Genomic DNA, 19,222 nt, shown 5'->3' with positions numbered 1-19,222 from the left:
GGCCGATTTCGGGGTCCGCAGGCCCCCGCCGGGGGAGGCGAAAGGCCCGATGGAGCCCTTGCAGGCGGAAGATCCGCAGGTCATCGGCGCGTACCGGCTGCTCGGGCGGCTGGGCGCGGGCGGTATGGGAAGGGTGTACCTGGGGCGCAGCGCCGGCGGCCGTACCGTGGCCGTCAAAGTGGTGCATCCCCATTTTGCCCTGGATGACCAGTTTCGCGCGCGTTTTCGACGCGAGGTGGCCGCGGCCCGCCGCGTGGGCGGGGCGTGGACGGCTCCCGTCCTGGACGCCGGCCCGGACGCGCCGGTGCCCTGGGTGGCCACGGGCTACGTGGCCGGCCCGTCCCTCACCGAGGCCGTCCGCGCCACCGGCCCCCAGCCCGAGCGGACCGTACGGGCCCTCGGAGCGGGGCTCGCGCAGGCCCTGGCGGCCGTCCACGCGCTCGGCCTGGTCCACCGCGACGTCAAGCCGTCCAACGTGCTGCTCGCCGTCGACGGGCCCCGCCTGATCGACTTCGGCATCGCCCGGGCCACGGACGGCACGGCGTCACTGACCGCGACCGGCGTCTCCGTGGGCTCGCCCGGCTACATGGCCCCGGAGCAGATCCTCGGTCGGCCGGTGACCGGGGCGGCGGACGTCTTCTCCCTCGGGGCGGTGCTCGCCTACGCGGCGACGGGCGAGCCGCCGTTCCCCGGCGACAGCGCGGCGGTCCTGCTGTACAAGGTCGTCCACGAGCCGCCCGCCCTCGGGCCGGTGCTGGCGGGCGGCCTGCGCTCCCTGGTGGAGTCCTGCCTGGCCAAGGACCCGGCGGCGCGGCCCGCTCCGCGGGAGGTCGCCGCCGCCCTGGCCCCGGACGGCGTGGACGCCCTCGTCGAGGCGGGCTGGCTGCCGCGCGTGCTGGTGGAGCGGGTGAGCAGACGGGCGGTGGAGCTCCTGGACCTGGAGGCGGGGGTGCCGACGGTGGCGGACGGGACGCCTCCGGCGGGGTCCGGGGACGTCCCGGCGCTCGCCGCGTCCGGCCGCGGGCCGGGCCCGCAAGCCGTCATGACGGCGGGCCCCGCGGACCGTGCGGGCGTGAGCCTCGCGAAGGACCGGTCCGCACCGGCGGTATCCCGGCGGCGTGCGCGGACGAAAGCCCTGGCCGCCGTCACCGTCGTGGTCGTCGCCGCCGCGCTTGCACTCGTACTGATTCTGCTGCCCGGCAAGGGCGGCAGCCACGGAGCGGACGTCCGGAGCAGCCGCGTACCGGGGGCGGTCCCCGCGAAGTTCCTCGGCACGTGGACCGGTCAGATCATCCAGAGCGACGGCACCCCCAACGGCACGATGACGGCGACCATCGGGGACGGCGCCGTCGGCTCGTACGTCGCCCACGCCACCTACTCCGCCCTCAACGTCCTGGAGTGCCACAGCAAGGGCAAGCTCCTCACCGCCGCTCCCACCCGGCTCACCCTGGAGGAGGCCACCGACGGGGAGCCGTCGCTGGGCTGCACCGGCGAGACCGCGCGGATCACGTTCACCCTGGGCCCCGACGGCAAGCTCGCGTACACCTCCGAGGACGCCAAGGGCGGCAAGCCGCACGCGACCCTCACCCGCCGGGGAGAGTGAGGGCTGGCGTAGGCTGACGGTCGTGTCAAACCCCCTCCGAAGGGACGCCCCGGTGAGCGAGAAGGCCGAACTCACGCCCATGGATGTGACAGCCGTCCTCGACCGTGCCGCCGCCGGTGGCCGCATCACTCCGGAGGAGGCGCTCGACCTGTACCGGCACGCTCCGCTGCACGCCCTGGGCGCCGCCGCGGACGCCGCCCGGCGCCGCCGCTACGCGGGCATCGAGCACATCGCGACGTACATCATCGAGCGCAACATCAACTACACGAACTCGTGCGTCACCGCGTGCAAGTTCTGCGCCTTCTACGCCCCGCCGAAGAGCGACAAGGTCTGGACGCGCCCCCTCGACGACATCCTGCGCCGCTGCGCGGAGACCGTGGAGCTCGGCGGCACGCAGATCATGTTCCAGGGCGGCCACCACCCGGACTACGGCGTGGAGTACTACGAGGAGCACTTCTCGGCCATCAAGAAGGAGTTCCCGCAGCTGGTGATCCACTCCCTCGGCGCGTCCGAGGTGGAGCACATGTCGCGGATCTCCGGCGTGAGCGCGGAGGAGGCCATCCGCCGCATCCACGCCGCCGGCCTGGACTCCTTCGCGGGCGCGGGCGCCGAACTCCTGCCGGCCCGGCCGCGCAAGGCCATCGCGCCGCTGAAGGAGTCGGGCGAGCGCTGGCTGGAGATCATGGAGCTGGCGCACACCCTGGGCGTCGAGTCGACCTCCACCATGCTCATGGGCACCGGCGAGACGAACGCCGAGCGCATCGAGCACCTGCGCATGATCCGTGACGTGCAGGACCGCACGGGCGGCTTCCGCGCGTTCATCCCGTACACCTACCAGCCGCAGAACAACGTGCTGAAGGGCCGTACGCAGGCGACCGTCTTCGAGTACCTGCGGATGATCGCCGTCGCGCGGCTGTTCCTCGACAACGTCGCCCACATCCAGGGCTCCTGGCTGACCGTCGGCAAGGAGGCGGGCCAGCTGTCGCTGCACTACGGCGCGGACGACCTGGGCTCGGTGATGCTGGAGGAGAACGTCGTCTCCTCGGCGGGCGCGAAGCACCGCTCCAACCGCATGGAGCTCATCGACCTCATCCGCAAGGCGGGCCGGGTGCCGGCGCAGCGCGCGACGACGTACGAGCACCTGGTCGTGCACGAGGACCCGGCGAACGACCCGGTCGACGACCGCGTCGTCTCGCACCTGTCGTCGACGGCGATCGAGGGCGGCACGGCGCATCCCGAGCTGAAGCTCATCGACGCGGGCTGACGCCGTTGTGCTGACGCTGCACACGGCCGGCCTGCTGCTGACCGCCCCGGGCGCGGTTCCCGTGCCCGGCGGCGCCGTGGCCGTGGACGGCGACACGGTCGCGGCGACCGGCCCGTACGAGGACGTGGCCGCGGCCTTTCCGCAGGCGCGCGTGCGCCGCTGGCCGGGCGTGCTCACGCCGGGGCTGCGGCAGTGGTACGCGAAATGGCTGCTCGAACGCTGCTACCACCCGGATCCGCGGGAGTACGACGAGCTGGGCGAGCTGCCACTGACGGGCGAGCGCCTGGCGGCCCTGGAGATGAGCGAGACCCGGTGGGCGGGCAGCGTCCGCCGGGGGATCCAGCAGATGCTCCGGCACGGCACCACGGCCGTGGCGCGCAGCTGCTTCGACGACCCCGTGACGACCACCGCCCTCGCCCGCTCGGGGCTGAGGTTCGTCTCGGCGGCGTGGATGCCGGGGGTCCCGGTGGACGAGCCCGGTCTCGACCCCTTGCGGAACGTCTCCGATCCGGCGGTCGCCTTCGCGGAGCCCCTTGCCGTCGGCGGGCGCGCCGACTTCGCCGTCTTCGACGTGCCCGGCGAGGCCGCCCTGATGGAGGCGGGCGCGGGGACGTGCGTGGCCACGGTGCTCGCGGGGCGGCTGGTGTACCGGCGGCGCTGAGCCGGCGGCGTCAACGAGTCGTATGGAGGGCATCCGCGCACGTCAGGAGCCCGTCAATGCGGAGGGCCGCGGTCCGTTCCGCGGGGCAGGATGGGCAGCGCGGGGACGGCCGCTACGGACGTCCCGCGGTGCCACTGTGGAGGGCCCTGGCAACGGTTTCGTACGCCGGGCCGCAAGGGCGCGCAACGCCGGGCGGGGGGTCCGGCGGTCCCGGGGAGCGGGGGCTCCCGGGACGGGCGCAGTCGGCACCGCAGGACGGCCGGTCCTTCCCGGGCGCTGCCGTCCCCGTCCAACCCTCTGCGTCCCCGCCCGCCCCGGGGGTGAACAATGGGGGCGTGACCCGAGCATCCCTGGACAAGCAGCCGCACGAAGTCGCCGCGATGTTCGACGACGTGGCGGCCAAATACGACCTCACCAACGACGTGCTGTCGCTCGGCCAGGCCCGTCTGTGGCGCAAGGCCGTCGCCCGGTCCGTCGGCGCCCGCCCGGGGGAGAAGGTGCTGGACCTCGCGGCCGGCACGGGCACGTCCTCCCTGCCGTTCGTCGTCGACGGGGCGTACGTCGTCCCCTGCGACTTCTCCGTCGGCATGCTGCGCGAGGGCAAGAAGCGCAACCCCTGGATGCCGCTGACCGCGGGCGACGCGACGCGCCTGCCCTTCGCGGACGGCGTGTTCGACGCCGTCACGATCTCCTTCGGGCTGCGCAACGTGCAGGACACCGGCGCCGCGCTGCGCGAGATGCTGCGGGTCACCCGCCCCGGCGGCCGCGTGGTGATCTGCGAGTTCTCCACGCCCACGTGGGCGCCCTTCCGCACGGTCTACAGCGAGTACCTGATGCGCGCCCTGCCGCCGGTCGCGCGGGCCGTCAGCAGCAGCCCCGACGCGTACGTGTACCTCGCCGAGTCGATCCGCTCCTGGCCGGACCAGCCGGCGCTCGCCGGGCTGCTCCAGGAGGCGGGCTGGTCGAAGGTCGCGTGGCGCAACCTGACGGGCGGCGTCGTCGCCCTGCACCGGGGAACCAAGCCGGAGGCCTGAGCCGTCCCCTTCCGGGGTGAACGCGGGCCGGGCCGTCCGGGGCCCGGCCCGCGTTCGACGGTTTGTCATGGGCAGGGCGCCCACGGTGGATACGATCAAGATCCGCCCGATCGCGATCCGCTCTGATCGCGATCCGCCCGCCCTCCGTACGACCGTCCGTCCCAGCCCCGGAGCGCCTCATGTCCGTCTGTCCCCACTGCGGTACCCAGTTCCGCGCGGAAGCGTTCTACTGCTTGAGGTGCGGGCGGCCGCGGTCGCAGGCGGGAGCCACGCCCCAGTCCTACGTGTTCCCCACCCCCGGCCGCCGTCCCGGCCTGCTCAAGTGGGCAGGGGTCGGGCTGGCCGTCTGCGTGCTCGGCGGGGCCGTGGTGGGCGGCGTGCTGCTGTCGCAGAACAAGAAGGGCGGCGGCGAGCACCACGCCGTGGCCGTCGACGACGAGTCGCCCGCCGCACCGGCCCCGCTCCCGGCGGCGCCGAACAGCCCGTCGCCCTCGGCGTCCGCCTCGCCGTCCGGGTCTCCGTCCGCGTCGGCCTCGGCGTCCCCGTCCCCTTCGGACTCCGCCTCCGCATCCGCCTCCCCGTCGGCGTCCGCCCCGGCGTCCGGGGAGCCCGTCCCCAGCGGCTACGAGAAGGTGACCGCTCCCGAGGGCTTCGCGCTCGCCGTGCCCGCCGGGTGGCGCCGGGAGGACAAGGGCAGCGGCCAGATCGACTACACGGGCAGCACGGGCCCCGAGCACCTGCGGATCGGCATCGTGCACGGCACCAAGCAGGACCCGTACGAGCACTTCCAGGAGCTGGAGAAGGGCGGGGCGGGGCAGAACGGCTACCGGCGGCTGTCGATGGAGCGGAACACCTTCCAGGGCCGCCCGGGCGCCCTGTGGGAGTGGACCTGGACCGAGAAGGGCACCGGCCGCACCATGCACGCCTTCAACCAGGCGTACGTGGACGCTTCGGGCACCGAGTACGCCATCATGTTCGCCGGCCGGGACGAAGGGGACGGCACCCGCAAGCCGTTCGACACCGCGCTCGGCTCCTGGCAGGCCGGCCCGCGGGCGTCCGGCTGACGCTGCGCCCGGGGGCGGGTGGCCCCCGGCCGGAGCCCGGCGGGCGGCTCATAGACTCGGGTGACCAGTCCTCAGCCGAACCGGGAGAGCCGACCGTGACCGATACCGAACACTCCGCGGATGTGATCGTCGTCGGGGCCGGCCCGGCCGGGTCGACCACCGCGTACTACCTCGCCAAGGCCGGACTGGACGTCCTCCTGCTGGAGAAGACGGCGTTCCCGCGCGAGAAGGTGTGCGGCGACGGCCTGACCCCGCGCGCCACCAAGCAGCTCGTGTCGATGGGCATCGACATCTCCGAGGAGGCGGGCTGGCTGCGCAACAAGGGCCTGCGCATCATCGGCGGCGGCGTCCGGCTCCAGCTCGACTGGCCGGACCTCGCCTCCTTCCCGGACTACGGGCTGGTCCGCAAGCGCGACGACTTCGACGAGCAGCTGGCCCGCAACGCCGTGAAGGCCGGCGCCCGGATGTACGAGCGCTGCAACGTGGGCGCGCCGGTCATCGACGACCGCACCGGCCGGATCGTGGGCGTCGAGGCGAAGCTCGGCGAGGAGAAGACGCCGGTCACCTTCCGTGCCCCGCTCGTCGTCGCCGCGGACGGCAACTCCTCCCGGCTGTCGCTGGGCATGGGCCTGCACCGCCGCGAGGACCGCCCCATGGGCGTCGCCGTGCGGACGTACTTCACCTCCCCGCGCCACGAGGACGACTACCTGGAGTCCTGGCTGGAGCTGTGGGACAAGCGCGGCCCGAAGGACCGGCTGCTGCCCGGCTACGGCTGGATCTTCGGCATGGGCGACGGCACGAGCAACGTCGGCCTGGGCGTCCTGAACACCTCCGAGTCCTTCAAGGAGCTGGACTGGCGCGAGGTCCTCAAGGCGTGGTGCGCCTCCATGCCCGAGGACTGGGGCTACACCCCGGAGAACATGACCGGCCCGATCCGCGGCGCCGCCCTCCCCATGGCCTTCAACCGCCAGCCGCACTACACGCGCGGCCTGCTGCTGGTCGGCGACGCGGGCGGGCTCGTGAACCCGTTCAACGGCGAGGGCATCGCGTACGCCATGGAGTCCGGGCAGATCGCCGCGGACGTCATCGTGCAGGCGCACGCGCGCGCCTCGTACGCGCAGCGCGAGCTGGCCCTCCAGCGCTACCCGAAGGTCCTCAAGGACACCTACGGCGGCTACTACACGCTCGGCCGGGCGTTCGTGAAGCTCATCGGCAACCCGAAGATCATGAAGATCGGCGCCCAGCACGGGCTGACGCACCCGCTGCTGATGAAGTTCACGCTGAAGATGCTGGCGAACCTCACGGACCCGACGGGCGGGGACGCGATGGACCGCATCATCAACGGGCTGAGCAGGGTGGCGCCGAAGGCGTGACGGGGGGTCCGCCCTTCGGGTGACTTCCCGGGGGCGGGCCACGCCCTGGGGATAACTACGTCACTCCGTTCAGCAGCGCCTGCCCGAGCTGCGTGAGCGTGTGGTGAACGGACGGCCCCGTGCGGCGGGTCGTCAGGAGGCCCGCCTCCCGCAGGACGGTCGCGTGCTCGCTCGCCGAGGCCGGGGAGATCCCGGCGCGGCGGGCGAGCTGCGCGGTGCTGCCGCCGTCCGCGGCCGCGTCCAGCACGCGGGCACGGGTGCGGCCGAGCAGGGCGGTCAGCCGCGCGAGGCCGCCGGCGCCGCGCCCGGCCGCGCCCGTGGGGCCGGCGAGCACCGTCTGGTAGGCGGTGAGGTCGAGGGCGACGGGATAGCAGAGGTCGATGGGCGCCTCGTCGTCCGCGCTGTGGGCGCGCGCCGTGGGGTGCGGCCAGAAGAACGAGGGCGTGAGGGTGAGGCCCCGGCCCGCCAGGTGCACGTCGTGGAAGTCCCGGTGGAAGCCCGTGTTGTGCATGCAGGGCACGTGCAGCACGGGCGGCTCCCAGCGCACCGTGGGGTGCAGGGTCGCCAGGAGGTGCTCCACGCCCTGCTCCGCGGCGGTGCGGGTGCGGCGCGTGCGGTCGGCCTGCACGCAGGCGGTCACCTGCGACCAGTAGGGCGCGAGGGCCGTGTCGTAGTACGAGCGGAAGGCCTGGTCGACGGTGCGGGCGGCCGACCGGTCGGCGGTGTGCAGGTCGCCGAACCACTGCGGGACGGGGCGGTGGTCCAGCGCGCACTCCAGCTCGGCCGTCCAGACCTTCTGCGGCAGGGCCCACACGGACTCCAGGCTCTCCGTGAGCGTGGTGGCCCCGTACTCGGCGTGCAGGAACGCCTCCGGGAGGTACTCGCCCATGTCCGCCGGGGCGAGCTCCAGCAGGGGCCGCATGACGGGGCTCAGGCTGCGCCGGGTGCGCCGGCGCCAGCCGTCCAGGGCGATCCCGCCCATCCAGCGGTTCTGGAGCACGGGCAGGCTCAGGGCCGCCTCCGCCAGGGGGTCCGGGCCGGGCGTGAGGCGCACCCTGCCGAGGTCGTCCGGGCCGAAGTGGATGCGGAGCACGACGCCTGACGCTAGCGCGGAGGCGACCGCGCGGGGAACCTCTGTGCAGGGCTTTGCCCGCAGACTCCGCGTTTTGCGGGCAGATCCCGCGCTGTGCCCGGATTCGGCTCCTGCCGAAGGGCTTTGTCCCGCCGGTGAGGGTGCTTGCAGACTTCACCTACCGGGACGGGCGCTTCTCCAGCGGCTCGGAGGGGCCCGTCCCGGCACGGGGGAGGCCGGGTCCGCCCTGGGGGTTACGGGGGCCGCAGGGCGTCCGGCCGGCAGCCGCGCCGCGGGCCGTGCGGGGGACACGGCCGCCGGCGGGCATGCCGAAGGGCCGCCGTCCCGAGCGGTGGGACGGCGGCCCTTCGTACGTTCTCGCGTTCTCGGTGTCCTCGGTCCCTCAGCGGACCTCCGGTCCTTAGAGGACGCGCACCGCGCCGGTGGGCGGGGAGTAGCTCATGTCGCGCTCGACGATGCCCGTGCTCGGGTTCTGCGCGCCGATGAACTTGCCGCCGCCGACGTACACGGCCACGTGGTAGGCGCTGCCCGCCGGGCCCCAGTACAGGATGTCGCCGACCTGGAGGTTGCTCAGCGAGACGGCGGTGCCGGCCGTCGACTGGTCCTGCGAGACGCGCGGCAGGCTGATGCCGATCTGGTTGTAGGCCGCCATGACCAGGCCGGAGCAGTCGTAGGAGGAGGGGCCGGTGGAGCCCATCACGTACGCCTTGCCGAGCTGGGCCTCCAGGAAGGAGACCAGGGTGGCGGAGGAGCCGGTGGCGCCCTTCGACGAGGACGAGGCGGCCGTGGCCGCGTCCTCGGAGGTCTGGGCGGCGGACTTGGTGCTGAGGCTCTTGCGCTCGGTGGCGCGGGAGGCGCGGTCCGCCTCCTCCTGCTCGCGCTTCTCCTTGGCGGCGGCGGCCTTGCGCTCCGCCTCGGCCTTGCGCTCGGCCTCGTCCGCGGCCTTCTTGGCGGCGGCGGCGACCTTGCTGCTCGCCTCGTCCTGCTGCGCGCGGTCCTGGTAGTCGAAAGCGGTCTGCTGGGTGGCCGCCGCGCTCTGCGCGATGGACGTGGCCAGGGCCGCGTTGACCGTGGGCATCTCGACGGTCGACTCGACGGGCTTCTCGGCGGCGGTGGCGGAACCGGCGCCGGCCACGGCCAGGGTGCTGAGGACGCCACCGGCAACACCAGTGCGGACGACCCACGACTGGGTGGCCGTACGACGGGGCTTCCGGTGGCTGGTTATGTGCGCGTTGGGGGACATGGGACAAGGGACTATCAGTCCGCGCAGGTTGAGTTCAATAAAGGTGGCGTGCGTCACAATTGACGTGCACGCGCCCAGAATTCGGGCATTTGATCACGGGAACATCACGGCGGCCGATCATCCGCGAACCCCTACCAGCCGCCTCAGCATGGGGTTTTGGCCACCGGTCATGATCGGCGATGGTCATATCACCATCACAGTTCGCGTGTCGAGGCTACCCACGAAATCCAGCCCCCGAACCTCCCGGCGCGTGGCGCAGCTCACGTCACGGCAACCCCGTGCGGGGCCTCGTGAACGAAGGCGCCGACGGCGCACCGCGGGCGACGCCGGGTCAGTGGAGCGGCGACCCTTATCAGTTGACAGTCGCACATGCCAATTTGCATGCATCGCGCACCTCTTGATAGTGCGCCACCCCTCCGACCAGGCAACGAGCGTCCGAATGTCACCCCTGGTGATCACTTGTGCGCTTCGTGTACGAAGATCGCCGCTCATCCGACTTGATGATCGTTCGTCAGGTGGTGGAGATCACAAACTCGGCTGCGCACCCCGTGTCGCAGATCACAGACCGGCGGGCATAGGATGCAATCGACCCGGGCTTGTGAACTGCCTCACATATCGGCGATCTTCGCGGTGATCTCCGGTGGCCCGCAGGGGCGGTCCGCCCGGCCGGGTCCGGTTAAGCCGGCAGTCAGCGTCGACTGGAAGGAGCGAGGAGCGGTGAACGCCTACGCGCCCATCCTCGTACTGGGAGCCCTCGGGGCAGGCTTCGCGATCTTCTCCGTGGTCATGGCCTCGATCGTCGGGCCCAAGAGGTACAACCGCGCCAAGCTCGAGGCCTACGAGTGCGGCATCGAGCCCACTCCGCAGCCCGCGGGCGGCGGGCGCTTCCCGATCAAGTACTACCTGACGGCGATGCTCTTCATCGTCTTCGACATCGAGATCGTCTTCCTCTACCCCTGGGCCGTCACCTTCGACGCCCTGGGTCTGTTCGGGCTCGTGGAGATGCTGCTCTTCGTGCTCACCGTCTTCGTCGCCTACGCCTACGTCTGGCGCCGCGGCGGCCTGGAATGGGACTAGGGGGCACCACATGGGACTCGAGGAGAAGCTGCCCAGCGGCTTCGCGCTGACCACCGTCGAACAGGCCGCCGGCTGGGTCCGCAAGTCGTCCGTCTTCCCGGCGACCTTCGGCCTGGCCTGCTGCGCCATCGAGATGATGACCACCGGCGCCGGCCGCTACGACCTGGCCCGCTTCGGCATGGAGGTCTTCCGCGGCTCGCCCCGCCAGGCCGATCTGATGATCGTCGCCGGCCGGGTCAGCCAGAAGATGGCCCCCGTCCTGCGCCAGGTCTACGACCAGATGCCCAACCCCAAGTGGGTGATCTCCATGGGGGTCTGCGCCTCCAGCGGAGGCATGTTCAACAACTACGCGATCGTCCAGGGCGTCGACCACATCGTGCCGGTCGACATCTACCTGCCCGGCTGCCCGCCGCGCCCCGAGATGCTGATGGACGCGATCTTGAAGCTCCACCGGAAGATCCAGGGCGAGAAGCTCGGGCCGCACCGCGAGAAGGCCGACCGCGAGGCGGAGGAGGCGGCCCTGAAGGCCCTGCCCCTGATCGAGATGAAGGGGCTGCTGCGATGAGCGCACCGAAGCCCGGCGGCGGCGAGCCCGGCGCCAACGGCGTGAACCCCGACAAGGACGTGAACGCCCAGAACCTCCCCGGCCAGCGCGGCGATCACGGCGAGGCCGTCCGGGTCCAGCGCGGCATGTTCGGCGCCCGCAACGGCGGCGACACCTCCGGCTACGGCGGCCTGGTCCGCACCGTCCGGCTGCCGGGCGAGGCCACCCGCCCCTACGGGGGCTACTTCGACGAGGTGGCGGACGAGCTCGCGGGAGCCCTCGAAGAACAGGGCCTCCTCCCGGAGAACGCGATCGAGAAGACCGTCGTCGACCGCGGCGAGCTCACCTTCCACATCGCCCGCGAGCACCTCCCGCGCGTCGCCCGCACCCTGCGCGACGACCCCGCGCTCCGCTTCGAGCTGTGCACGGGCGTGAGCGGAGTGCACTTCCCCGAAGACAGGGGCCGCGAGCTGCACGCGGTCTACCACCTGCGCTCGATCACCCACAACAGGCTGATCCGGCTGGAGGTGAGCGCCCCCGACGCCGACCCGCACGTTCCCTCGGTCGTCGACGTCTACCCCACCAACGACTGGCACGAGCGCGAGGCCTACGACTTCTTCGGCCTCGTCTTCGACGGCCACCCTGCGCTCACGCGGATCATGATGCCGGACGACTGGCAGGGCTTCCCGCAGCGCAAGGACTACCCCCTCGGCGGCATCCCCGTCGAGTACAAGGGCGCCCGGATCCCGGCTCCGGACGAGCGGAGGTCGTACAGCTGATGAGCGCATCACAGGCAAGCCCGCGCGAGACCACGGAAGGCACCGTCTACACCGTCACCGGCGGCGACTGGGACGAGCTGGCGACGGCGGCGAAAGCGGCCGACGACGAGCGCATCATCGTCAACATGGGGCCGCAGCACCCGTCCACCCACGGAGTGCTCCGGCTGATCCTGGAGATCGACGGCGAGACCGTCACCGAGGCCCGCTGCGGCATCGGCTACCTCCACACCGGCATCGAGAAGAACCTCGAATACCGGACGTGGACGCAGGGCACCACCTTCGTCACGCGCATGGACTACCTGACGCCGTTCTTCAACGAGACGGCGTACTGCCTGGGCGTGGAGAAGCTGCTGGGCATCGAGGAGCAGATCCCCGACCGCGCCTCGGTCATCCGCGTCCTGCTGATGGAGCTGAACCGAATCTCCTCCCACTTGGTGGCCATCGCCACCGGCGGCATGGAGCTCGGCGCCACCACGATCATGATCTACGGCTTCCGGGACCGCGAGCTCGTCCTCGACATCTACGAGCTGATCACCGGCCTGCGCATGAACCACGCCTACGTCCGCCCCGGCGGCCTCGCGCAGGACCTGCCGCCCGGCGCCGTGGACCAGGTGCGCGCGTTCGTGAAGAAGATGCGCAAGAACCTGCCGGAGTACGACAAGCTCGCCACCGGCAACCCCATCTTCAAGGGCCGCCTCCAGGACATCGGCTACCTCGACCTGGCCGGCTGCATGGCCCTCGGCGCGACGGGCCCCATCCTGCGCGCCACCGGCCTCCCGCACGACCTGCGCAAGTCCCAGCCGTACTGCGGCTACGACACCTACGACTTCGAGGTGCCGACCGCCGGCACCTGCGACGCGTACGGGCGCTTCCTCATCCGCATCGAGGAGATGCACCAGTCCCTGCGGATCATCGAGCAGTGCCTGGACCGGCTGGCGCCCGGCCCGGTCATGGTCGCGGACAAGAAGATCGCCTGGCCCGCGCAGCTGGCCCTCGGCCCCGACGGCCTCGGCAACTCCCTCGACCACATCAAGAAGATCATGGGCACCTCCATGGAGGCCCTGATCCACCACTTCAAGCTGGTCACGGAGGGCTTCCGGGTGCCGCCCGGGCAGGTCTACGCCGCGGTCGAGTCGCCCAAGGGCGAGCTGGGCGTGCACGTCGTCAGCGACGGCGGCACCCGCCCGTACCGCGTCCACTTCCGCGACCCGTCCTTCACCAACCTGCAGTCCATGGCGGCGATGTGCGAGGGCGGCCAGGTGGCCGACGTGATCGTCGCGGTGGCGTCCATCGATCCCGTGATGGGAGGCGTCGACCGGTGAGCGTCGCACGCGCGGCCGCCGGGCCGCAGACAAACACGAAACCCGCACCTCTGCGCCGCGCGGGCGGAGAAGCGAACGGGGAGGCGCTGTGAGCCGTGACGTACAGCTGGGGATGCCTTCGCTCCCCGCGCCGGACTATCCCGCGGAGGTGCGGGAGCGGCTGGCGGCCGACGCCAAGGAGGTGATCGACCGCTACCCCGACAGCCGGAGCGCCCTGCTGCCGCTGCTCCACCTCGTCCAGGCCGAGGAGGGCCACGTCACCCGGACCGGCATGCGCTTCTGCGCCGAGACGCTCGGCCTGACCATCGCCGAGGTCACGGCGGTCGCCACCTTCTACACCATGTACCGGCGCGAGCCGGGCGGCGAGTACCAGGTGGGGGTGTGCACCAACACCCTGTGCGCGGTCATGGGCGGCGACGCGATCTTCGAGGGCCTGCGCCGGCACCTCGGCGTGGACAACGGCGGCACCACGCCCGACGGCAAGGTCACCCTTGAGCACGTCGAGTGCAACGCCGCCTGCGACTTCGCGCCCGTCGTGATGGTCAACTGGGAGTTCTTCGACAACCAGACCGTCGAGAGCGCCAAGGCCCTCGTCGACGGCCTGCGCGCGGGCCGCGCAGCCGAGCCGACCCGCGGCGCCCCGCTGTGCACCTTCCGGGAGACCTCCCGGATCCTCGCCGGCTTCCCCGACCCCCGCCCGGGCGCGGTCGAGGCGGGCGGCGGTGCCGGGCCGGCCTCCCTGGCGGGGCTGCGGCTGGCCAAGGGCGAGCACGCCGGCCCGGCCCGGGTCGGCCCGCCGCGCAGCGCGCCCCCGGCCGGCGGCGGCCCCGGGCACCCCGGCGAGCACCTGAGCTCCCACGACGCCCCGCAGGACACGTCCGCCTCGGACCCCGGCCACCCCGCGGGGCCCGTCACCGAGGAGGGGGAGGGATGACCATGGCACCAGCGATGGGGGAGACGAGCCCGGAGAAGCTGCTCGCCCCCGTGCTGTCCGCGTTCTGGGACGAGCCGCGCTCCTGGACGCTGGAGACCTATCTGCGCCACGACGGCTACCAGGGCGCGCGCAAGGCGCTCGCGATGGCCCCCGACGACGTGATCGCCTACGTGAAGGACTCGGGCCTGCGCGGCCGCGGCGGCGCCGGCTTCCCGACGGGCATGAAGTGGCAGTTCATCCCGCAGGGCGACGGCAAGCCGCACTACCTCGTGGTCAACGCGGACGAGTCCGAGCCGGGCGCCTGCAAGGACATCCCGCTGCTCTACGCCGCGCCGCACACCCTCATCGAGGGCATCGTGATCGCCTGCCACGCGATCCGCTCCCACCGGGCCTTCATCTACCTGCGCGGCGAGGTCGTCCCCGTGCTGCGCCGGCTGCACGAGGCCGTGCGCGAGGCCTACGCCGCGGGCTACCTCGGCACGAACGTCCTCGGCTCCGGGCTGGACCTGGAGCTGACCGTGCACGCGGGCGCCGGCGCGTACATCTGCGGCGAGGAGACCGCCCTCCTCGACTCGCTCGAAGGCCGCCGCGGCCAGCCCCGGCTCCGGCCCCCCTTCCCCGCGGTCGCCGGCCTCTACGCCTGCCCCACTGTCGTGAACAACGTGGAGTCCATCGCGTCGGTTCCCGCGATCCTCCACCGGGGCAAGGAGTGGTTCCGCTCGATGGGCACCGACAAGTGCCCCGGCTTCACGCTGTATTCGCTCTCCGGGCACGTCGCCAACCCCGGCCAGTACGAGGGCCCCATGGGCATCACGCTGCGCCAGCTGCTCGACATGAGCGGCGGCATGCGGCCCGGCCACCGGCTGAAGTTCTGGACGCCGGGCGGCTCCTCCAGCCCCATGTTCACCGCCGAACACCTCGACGTGCCGCTGGACTTCGACAGCGTGGGCGCGGCCGGCTCGCTGCTGGGCACCAAGTCGCTGCAGTGCTTCGACGAGACGACGTGCGTGGTGCGCGCGGTCACCCGCTGGACGGAGTTCTACGCGCACGAGTCGTGCGGCAAGTGCACGCCCTGCCGCGAGGGCACGTACTGGCTCGTCCAGCTGCTGCGCGACATCGAGGCGGGCAAGGGCCGCAAGGCCGACCTCGACAAGCTCGCCGACATCTCCGACAACATCAACGGCAAGTCGTTCTGCGCCCTGGGCGACGGCGCCGCGGCGCCCATCCTCTCCTCGCTCCAGCACTTCCGCGCGGAGTACGAGCAGCACATCACGGGCAAGGGCTGCCCCTTCGACCCGTCGAAGTCGACCCTGTGGGCCGACGGCCCGCAGAACTTCCCCCTGGAGGTGAACGCGTGACGGTCACGACGTCTGCCCCCTCCGGAGGAGGGGGCGCCGAGCCGCCGCCGGAGGACCTCGTCTCCCTCACCATCGACGGTGCGGCGATCTCCGTCCCCAAGGGGACGCTGGTCATCCGCGCCGCGGAGCTGCTGGGCATCGAGATCCCCCGCTTCTGCGACCACCCGCTGCTCGATCCGGCGGGCGCCTGCCGGCAGTGCATCGTGGAGGTGGAGGGCCAGCGCAAGCCGATGGCGTCCTGCACCATCACCTGCACCGACGGCATGGTCGTCCGGACGCAGCTGACCTCGCCCGTCGCGGAGAAGGCGCAGCGCGGCGTGATGGAGCTGCTGCTGATCAACCACCCGCTGGACTGCCCGGTCTGCGACAAGGGCGGCGAGTGCCCCTTGCAGAACCAGGCGATGTCGGCGGGGCAGGCGGACAGCCGCTTCGAGGGCCGCAAGCGGACCTTCGAGAAGCCGGTGCCCATCTCCCCGCAGGTGCTGCTGGACCGCGAGCGGTGCGTGCTGTGCGCGCGCTGCACCCGCTTCTCCCAGCAGATCGCGGGCGACCCGATGATCGAGCTGCTGGAGCGCGGCGCGCTCCAGCAGGTCGGCACGGGCGAGGGCGTGCCCTTCGAGTCGTACTTCTCGGGCAACACCATCCAGATCTGCCCGGTGGGGGCGCTGACCTCGGCGGCGTACCGCTTCCGCTCGCGCCCCTTCGACCTGGTGTCGTCGCCGTCGGTGTGCGAGCACTGCGCGGGCGGCTGCGCGGTGCGCACGGACCACCGGCGCGGCAAGGTGATGCGCCGCCTGGCCGCCGACGACCCGGAGGTCAACGAGGAGTGGGTGTGCGACAAGGGCCGCTTCGCGTTCCGCTACGCACAGCGGCCGGAGCGCTTCACGCACCCGCTGGTGCGCAGCGCCGAGGGCGTCCTGGAGCCGGCGAGCTGGCCGGAGGCGCTGGAGGCGGCGGGGCGCGGGCTGGCGGCGGCGCGCGGCAGGGCGGGCGTCCTGACGGGCGGCCGGCTGACGGTCGAGGACGCGTACGCGTACGCCAAGTTCGCGCGCGTGGCGCTCGATACGCACGACGTGGACTTCCGGGCCCGGGTGCACAGCGGTGAGGAGGCCGACTTCCTGGCCGCCCGCGTCGCCGGCAGAGGCCGGGACTTGGACGGCAGCGGGCTGACGTACGCGGCGCTGGAGAAGGCCCCGGCGGTGCTGCTGGTGGGCTTCGAGGCCGAGGAGGAGGCGCCCGGCGTCTTCCTGCGGCTGCGCAAGGCCTGGCGCAAGCACGGGCAGCGCGTCTTCGCACTGGCCACGCACGCCAGCCGCGGCCTGGAGAAGGCGGGCGGCACGCTGCTGCCGGCCGCGCCCGGCACCGAGACCGCGTGGCTGCGGGCGCTGGCGGGCGGCACGGGCCTGGACGCCGGGGGGCAGGCCGCGGCCGGCGCCCTGCGCGCCGGCGGCTCCGTGATCGTCGTCGGCGAGCGGCTCGCGGGCGTGCCCGGCGCGCTGTCGGCCGCCGTCGCCGCGGCCGGGGCGACCGGTGCGCAGCTGGTGTGGATCCCGCGCCGGGCCGGAGAGCGCGGCGCGATCGAGGCGGGGGCCCTGCCGGGGCTGCTGCCCGGCGGCCGCCCGGCCACCGACCCGCGGGCGCGCGAGGAGACCGCGGCCGCCTGGGGCGTGTCCGGCCTGCCGCGCAGCCCGGGCCGGGACACCGGCCAGATCGTGGAGGCGGCCGCGCGGGGCGAGCTGGGTGCCCTGCTGGTGGGCGGCGTCGAGGTCGCGGACCTGCCCGACCCGGCCCGCGCCCGGGAGGCCCTGGACGCCGTCGGCTTCCTGGTCAGCCTGGAGCAGCGGCCGAGCGAGGTGTCGGACCGGGCGGACGTCGTCCTGCCGGTGGCGGCCGTCGCGGAGAAGGCGGGCACGTTCCTCAACTGGGAGGGCCGGGCCCGGCCGTTCGAGGTCGCGATCAAGCCGGACCAGCTGCCGCGCCGCCACGTGCCCGCGGACGCCCGCGTGCTGCACATGCTGGCCGACGCCATGGGCATCGGCCTCGGCCTGCCGGACGTCGGCGCCGTGCGCGCGGAGCTGCGCCGCCTCGGCCCCTGGGACGGCGAGCACGCCGCGGACCCGGCGGAGGCCGGCCGCCCGCTGCCGCAGCCGGGCGCGGGCGAAGCGGTCCTCGCGGGCCACCGGCTGCTGCTGGACCAGGGCCGCCTCCAGGACGGCGACGAGGCCCTGGCCGGCACGCGGCACGCGGCGCTCGCCCGCCTGTCGCCCGCGACCGCCGCCGAGGCGGGTGTGCGCGACGGCGAGCTGCTGGCGGTGACAGGCCCGGCCGGGACGGTGCGGCTGCCGCTGTGCGTGACGGCCATGCCGGACCGCGTGGTGTGGCTGCCGCTGAACTCGGCGGGCGGCGGCGTCGCCGGGGACACCGGGGCGCGCCCCGGCGAGCTCGTACGGATCGGGGCGGATCCCGGTGAGGGCACCGGGACCGGGACACCGGAGGCGCGGCGGTGAAGGCTGTGGAGGCTTACGGACTGGGCGAGCTGGCCGCCGGGGACCTGTCGGTGTTCGGGCGGGACCCGTGGTGGCTGGTCGTCGTCAAGGCGGTCTTCTGCTTCGCGTTCGTCATGCTGACCGTGCTGTTCTCGATCGTCTGGGAGCGCAAGGTCGTGGCGTGGATGCAGCTGCGGATCGGCCCCAACCGGCACGGCCCGTGGGGGATGCTGCAGTCCCTCGCGGACGGCATCAAGCTGATGCTGAAAGAGGACGTGATCGTCAAGCGGGCGGACAAGGCGGTCTATCTGCTGGCCCCCGTGGTGGCGGCCGTCCCCGCGTTCATGGCGATCGCCGTGATCCCCTTCGGGCCCGCCGGCAACGAGATCTCCGTCTTCGGGCACCGCACGACGATGCAGCTCACGGACCTGCCGATCGGCGTGCTCTACATCCTCGCCACGGCCTCGGTCGGCATCTACGGCATCGTGCTCGCGGGCTGGTCCTCCGGCTCGACGTACCCGCTGCTGGGCGGCCTGCGCTCGTGCGCGCAGATGATCTCGTACGAGATCGCGATGGGCGTCTCCTTCGCCGCCGTCTTCCTCTACTCGGGGTCGATGTCGACGTCGGCGATCGTGGAGGCCCAGCACGACCGCTGGTACGTGCTGCTGCTGCCGGTGTCCTTCCTCGTCTACATCGTGGCGATGGTGGGGGAGACCAACCGGGCGCCGTTCGACCTGCCGGAGTCCGAGGGCGACTTGGTCGGCGGCTTCAACACCGAGTACTCCTCCATCAAGTTCGCGATGTTCATGCTGGCCGAGTACGTCAACATGGTCACCGTCTCGGCGGTGGCCGTGACGCTGTTCCTGGGCGGCTGGCGGGCTCCGTACCCGGTCTCGGCGTTCTGGGAGGGCGCGAACCACGGCTGGTGGCCGCTCCTGTGGTTCGTGATCAAGCTCCAGCTGCTGCTGTTCTTCTTCATCTGGCTGCGCGGCACGCTGCCGCGGCTGCGCTACGACCAGTTCATGAAGCTCGGGTGGAAGGTCCTCATCCCGGTCTCGATGGTGTGGCTGATGCTCGTCGCCTCGGTGCGGGCGCTGCGGAACGAGAACTACGACTTCCAGCAGATCGTGCTGTACGTGGGCGGCGCCGTCGTCGCGGTCCTGCTGCTCTCCTTCGTGGCGGACATCTTCCGCAAGGGCGAGCGCGGCCAGGGGGACGGGGAGGCCGCGCCGGAGCGGGAGTTCGACCCGACGGGCGGCGGTTTCCCCGTACCGCCACTGCCCGGGCAGACGCCGCCGCCGGTGCCGCGCCGCAGGCCGCGCCGTGACGGAGAGCTCATTGTCAGTGGTGGGCCCGATACTGTGCGTGACGGAAAGGAGGGCTGACG

General features: G+C 72.6%; 16 protein-coding genes. 14 read left to right on the top strand and 2 right to left on the bottom strand.

The annotated features are described in order from the left end of the window. Window positions 1-49 precede the first annotated feature (49 nt). The 6 genes from PS271_RS12330 (at window position 50) to PS271_RS12305 (ending at window position 6,999) form a co-directional block, all read left to right on the top strand. Window positions 50-1,603, top strand: coding sequence for a serine/threonine-protein kinase (locus tag PS271_RS12330; RefSeq protein WP_398381973.1), 1,554 nt, complete (start codon window positions 50-52; stop codon window positions 1,601-1,603). Window positions 1,604-1,682: 79 nt separating this feature from the next. Next, entirely contained in the window at window positions 1,683-2,867 is a 1,185-nt protein-coding gene (gene mqnC, locus PS271_RS12325) for a cyclic dehypoxanthinyl futalosine synthase (protein WP_194960101.1), read from the top strand. A gap of 7 nt (window positions 2,868-2,874) precedes the next feature. Next, window positions 2,875-3,528: an amidohydrolase family protein gene (locus PS271_RS12320; protein ID WP_398381972.1), complete on the top strand. Its 654-nt coding sequence runs from the start codon at window positions 2,875-2,877 to the stop codon at window positions 3,526-3,528. A 335-nt stretch (window positions 3,529-3,863) separates the two neighbouring features. Beyond that, window positions 3,864-4,562: a demethylmenaquinone methyltransferase gene (locus tag PS271_RS12315; RefSeq protein WP_398381971.1), complete on the top strand. Its 699-nt coding sequence runs from the start codon at window positions 3,864-3,866 to the stop codon at window positions 4,560-4,562. Between the two features lie 179 nt (window positions 4,563-4,741). Beyond that, window positions 4,742-5,626 carry a serine/threonine kinase C-terminal domain-containing protein gene (locus PS271_RS12310; protein ID WP_398381970.1) on the top strand — a complete coding sequence of 295 codons (885 nt, stop codon included), beginning with the start codon at window positions 4,742-4,744 and terminating at the stop codon, window positions 5,624-5,626. A gap of 95 nt (window positions 5,627-5,721) precedes the next feature. Next, entirely contained in the window at window positions 5,722-6,999 is a 1,278-nt protein-coding gene (locus PS271_RS12305) for a geranylgeranyl reductase family protein (RefSeq protein WP_398381969.1), read from the top strand. Between the two features lie 55 nt (window positions 7,000-7,054). Here PS271_RS12305 and PS271_RS12300 read toward each other — a convergent pair whose 3' ends face one another. Together PS271_RS12300 and PS271_RS12295 are read right to left on the bottom strand one after the other, a co-directional pair. Continuing rightward, window positions 7,055-8,092: a winged helix-turn-helix domain-containing protein gene (locus PS271_RS12300; protein WP_398381968.1), complete on the bottom strand. Its 1,038-nt coding sequence runs from the start codon at window positions 8,090-8,092 to the stop codon at window positions 7,055-7,057. Window positions 8,093-8,492: 400 nt separating this feature from the next. After that, a complete protein-coding gene (locus tag PS271_RS12295) occupies window positions 8,493-9,335 on the bottom strand; it encodes a C40 family peptidase (RefSeq protein ID WP_398381967.1) in 843 nt (280 codons plus the stop codon). Window positions 9,336-10,052: 717 nt separating this feature from the next. On the opposite strand from PS271_RS12295, the gene PS271_RS12290 reads away from it, so the two are divergent. The 8 genes from PS271_RS12290 to nuoH all read left to right on the top strand — a co-directional run bounded on the left by PS271_RS12290 (window position 10,053) and on the right by nuoH (window position 19,220). Next, window positions 10,053-10,412: an NADH-quinone oxidoreductase subunit A gene (locus PS271_RS12290; RefSeq protein WP_030368484.1), complete on the top strand. Its 360-nt coding sequence runs from the start codon at window positions 10,053-10,055 to the stop codon at window positions 10,410-10,412. 10 nt (window positions 10,413-10,422) lie between these two features. Then, a complete protein-coding gene (locus PS271_RS12285) occupies window positions 10,423-10,977 on the top strand; it encodes a NuoB/complex I 20 kDa subunit family protein (RefSeq protein ID WP_398381966.1) in 555 nt (184 codons plus the stop codon). Continuing rightward, window positions 10,974-11,735: an NADH-quinone oxidoreductase subunit C gene (locus tag PS271_RS12280; protein WP_398381965.1), complete on the top strand. Its 762-nt coding sequence runs from the start codon at window positions 10,974-10,976 to the stop codon at window positions 11,733-11,735. The genes PS271_RS12285 and PS271_RS12280 overlap by 4 nt, the downstream gene beginning before the upstream one ends. Continuing rightward, window positions 11,735-13,057 carry an NADH-quinone oxidoreductase subunit D gene (locus PS271_RS12275; RefSeq protein WP_398381964.1) on the top strand — a complete coding sequence of 441 codons (1,323 nt, stop codon included), beginning with the start codon at window positions 11,735-11,737 and terminating at the stop codon, window positions 13,055-13,057. Before PS271_RS12280 ends, PS271_RS12275 begins: the two co-directional genes overlap by 1 nt. Before the next feature lie 112 nt (window positions 13,058-13,169). Beyond that, window positions 13,170-13,991 carry an NADH-quinone oxidoreductase subunit NuoE gene (gene nuoE / locus PS271_RS12270; protein ID WP_398386815.1) on the top strand — a complete coding sequence of 274 codons (822 nt, stop codon included), beginning with the start codon at window positions 13,170-13,172 and terminating at the stop codon, window positions 13,989-13,991. Continuing rightward, complete coding sequence (gene nuoF / locus PS271_RS12265; RefSeq protein WP_356281229.1) at window positions 13,988-15,349, top strand: NADH-quinone oxidoreductase subunit NuoF; 1,362 nt, start codon at window positions 13,988-13,990, stop codon at window positions 15,347-15,349. The genes nuoE and nuoF overlap by 4 nt, the downstream gene beginning before the upstream one ends. Next, entirely contained in the window at window positions 15,346-17,856 is a 2,511-nt protein-coding gene (locus tag PS271_RS12260) for an NADH-quinone oxidoreductase subunit G (protein ID WP_398381963.1), read from the top strand. Before nuoF ends, PS271_RS12260 begins: the two co-directional genes overlap by 4 nt. After that, a complete protein-coding gene (nuoH, locus tag PS271_RS12255; protein WP_398381962.1) occupies window positions 17,853-19,220 on the top strand; it encodes an NADH-quinone oxidoreductase subunit NuoH in 1,368 nt (455 codons plus the stop codon). The genes PS271_RS12260 and nuoH overlap by 4 nt, the downstream gene beginning before the upstream one ends. Window positions 19,221-19,222 lie beyond the last annotated feature (2 nt).

The organism is Streptomyces sp. SCA2-17, assembly GCF_044336695.1.
This window is presented reverse-complemented; position numbering and strand designations above follow the sequence as displayed.